The organism is Solibacillus isronensis, from assembly GCF_023715405.1.
Taxonomy (GTDB): domain Bacteria; phylum Bacillota; class Bacilli; order Bacillales_A; family Planococcaceae; genus Solibacillus; species Solibacillus isronensis_B.
This window is the reverse complement of sequence record NZ_JAMBOC010000013.1, coordinates 1-2,783: the sequence shown is the minus strand read 5'-3', so window position 1 is coordinate 2,783 and position 2,783 is coordinate 1. Positions and strand designations below refer to the sequence as shown.

The window sequence follows — 2,783 nt, the reverse complement described above, 5'->3', positions numbered from 1 at the left end:
CCGCTCGACTTGCATGTATTAGGCACGCCGCCAGCGTTCGTCCTGAGCCAGGATCAAACTCTCCATAAAAGTAGTTTGAAAGCTCATTTGCTTTGCTAGCGATCCAACTTCGTTAGAAGTTGAAATCATTTGTTTGCTTCATTTAAGAAGCTTGTTTCATTAACGTTGCTTGTTCAGTTTTCAAGGTTCATTGTGTCGTCTCAGTGACAACTCTTATATCTTACCATCTTCCAAATGTTATGTCAACATTTATTTTAAAATGTTTTTTCGATATTCGTTGTCGTCCTTGCGACTTATAATAATATATCATGATATTATTCACTTAGCAATAGTTTTTTATAGTTTTTTTTGATTTAGTATAATTAATATATATATTTGCGTTTCTATCACCAACTAAGTCAAGCTCAGTATAATATTCCCCCATATATAACAACCTTACTATTTAACCTTGTCTTGCAAAGAAGTTATGAAAAAGGTAATTCCCCCTTTCAAAATTACATCTCGAGTATGCCCAGAAGTATTACAATTACTAGTAACTAAAACCTTTTTCATATTTAAAGTTTCTGATTTCTCCAATGGTAAATACGAGAGTAGAATTAATATTAACATTCTAATATTGTAACTTTTTTACAGAAATCATATATATATTTTATAAATAAATAGAAAAAGAGGAAATTAATATGACACCTATTGAAGATCAAAAATAAAAAAATAGGGGAGGTTCTGAATTCCATGAAGCTATAGACTAGTTGTTGCTGAGAAAAAAGTAAGTTTCGTATGTTGGATCCGAAAAGATTTATACTTTTTGTATAAATTGCGGGGAAGTCCAATCAATTCGCCTCACCGATTCCAAAGTTTTTAAAAAGTAAAAATGGAAACAGGGGCCTTTTTAAATATTTTAGAAACGCCTCTTATCATAAATTAACACAAGTTAAATGAGCCAGTGCCCTTTCAATTCCCTAAAATTTTTTAAATGAGCTTCTCGTTTTAATATTCCCAAAAAAATTTCTGCACGCTTGAATGGATATTTAATCTCTTCTTCTGAATATCCAAACTTCTCATAACACTGACCGAGATAATAATAGAAGTTCATCTTTATAAGATTTCATATCGTAAGTAGTTTTTACTTCAGTCATTTTCTGTTTCAGAATTAAGTTCATTGCTGTCTAGATTATATACCTTCTCTACCTTAATTAAAATTCACCATTAATTTTGAAAAAAACTGTTTAGTTAATTTATAGTACATCTTTTCATTCTCTTTTTTAAAAAATTGGTATAAAACCGAACCATTAAGAATAGAAAAAAGTAGAGAAGTAATTTTAGCAATGCATAGAATAGAAAAATTCCCCGTAGAACAGGAGAGAAGAAAAGTGGAACAAACGATTTCGATAGAAAAACGTATTAAAGAAATTTTTGCAGATGACCCGTTATATTTAGTAATTAAAGAAACACCAACTGAACAATTCTTTTTATCGGAACCTTATTTGTCCGACCTCATTGAAAAAAAATACTATTCAACACCTGAAGTAGCCAGCTGGTTTAATGTCACTGACGCACAGATACGTTACTATATTAAACCGTTTGAAGAGTATCTCTTTGATGATGAAGCCTCAAATCCAACTACAGCATCTGTTATTCGTTTAGATTTTAAAGCGGTTATAAAACTGCGTATGATTTTGCTATTAAAAGACGAGTATCGTGTAAAAGGGTTAAAGCAGCTGTTACGTATTAATAAAGATGGCCATATTATCAAAAAAAGAACTCCGTCCTCAACAGAAGTTGGGATGGCCGACAATATTGAATACAGACTCAATGCCATGAGCCAAGCACTGGAGCAGATTATGAAGACAGGTTTGTTTAAAATGGAACAAGACGAAGATACTGAACAAATGCAGTTAAGTTTAAATTATGATTTTTTTAAACAGGAAATCAAAGCTCTCCCTCCAGAACCTACACAGGAATTGGAGGAGATCCAAGAAGCTACGAAAAAACTTGAACAGGAAAATGCTGAATTGAAAAAGAAAGTCGAGGAAATCATGGCTTCGAATAAAGAAGATATTGCAATTCGTATTAGGGAAAAGGCAATTGAACAAATTGTACTCAACCGTTTGCAAAATGAAGCAGTACAGCATTATTCGCAACAAAGAAAACCAACCCTTTTCCAGAAACTTTTCCGTTCTGCTCAAATGGAAGTAGATAAGAAGCTGTATATCGCAGCTTATATCGAAGAAAAGTTTCCAAAACAATTAACCCAGGCACTACTTGAATACCATGAACAATCTATAAGTTACCAAAATGAATAATCTAAACGCTTCCTTCCACAAGGGAGCGTTTTTACTTTGAAAATGACTTTATATAAGTTTTATATTAAAACATAATCTATGTGTATAATTAATAAATTACAAAGTAGAAAAATTATTTCCATTCTACTATTCCCCGTATTCTCTCAGGTTTCTTATTACAGCGAATTTGAGAAAAAATCGAATGTTGGTAATTTTATTTTCTCTCTCAGGGAAATCACGGACTGATTTATATAGAGAACTAAGTGGGGAAAAGTTTATAACGGAACCTCGGATTATAAAAGAATTCATATCCCACACGATTCTCGATGTTGAATATTAAAATGAACAAGTTAAACTCGTATTTAATTTAAACGACAAAAAACCCACTGATTTCTCAGTGGGTTTTACATGTGCGAAGCGACGTCCTACTCTCACAGGGGGAAGCCCCCAACTACCATCGGCGCTAAAGAGCTTAACTTCCGTGTTCGGTATGGGAACGGG

2 protein-coding genes and 2 rRNA genes are annotated in these 2,783 nt (G+C 32.7%); 1 reads left to right on the top strand and 3 read right to left on the bottom strand.

Going from position 1 to position 2,783, the window contains the following annotated elements; all coding sequences use genetic code 11:
• Together M3166_RS18860 and M3166_RS19550 are read right to left on the bottom strand one after the other, a co-directional pair.
• Window positions 1-69 (bottom strand): 16S ribosomal RNA (locus tag M3166_RS18860); the annotation flags it as partial.
• An 862-nt stretch (window positions 70-931) separates the two neighbouring features.
• Complete coding sequence (locus M3166_RS19550; protein ID WP_353056593.1) at window positions 932-1,093, bottom strand: hypothetical protein; 162 nt, start codon at window positions 1,091-1,093, stop codon at window positions 932-934.
• A gap of 277 nt (window positions 1,094-1,370) precedes the next feature.
• Between M3166_RS19550 and M3166_RS18855 the strand changes: the two genes are divergently transcribed.
• Window positions 1,371-2,303, top strand: a complete 933-nt coding sequence (locus tag M3166_RS18855) for a DNA primase (RefSeq protein WP_251691792.1) — start codon at window positions 1,371-1,373, stop codon at window positions 2,301-2,303.
• A 391-nt stretch (window positions 2,304-2,694) separates the two neighbouring features.
• On the opposite strand, the gene rrf is transcribed toward M3166_RS18855, so the two are convergent.
• A 5S ribosomal RNA gene (gene rrf / locus M3166_RS18850) occupies window positions 2,695-2,783 on the bottom strand; the annotation flags it as partial.

What these genes read in the sequence shown, in the direction of transcription:
- M3166_RS19550 (WP_353056593.1), bottom strand. Translation starts at nt 1,093, where the DNA reads ATGAACTTCTATTATTATCTCGGTCAGTGTTATGAGAAGTTTGGATAT.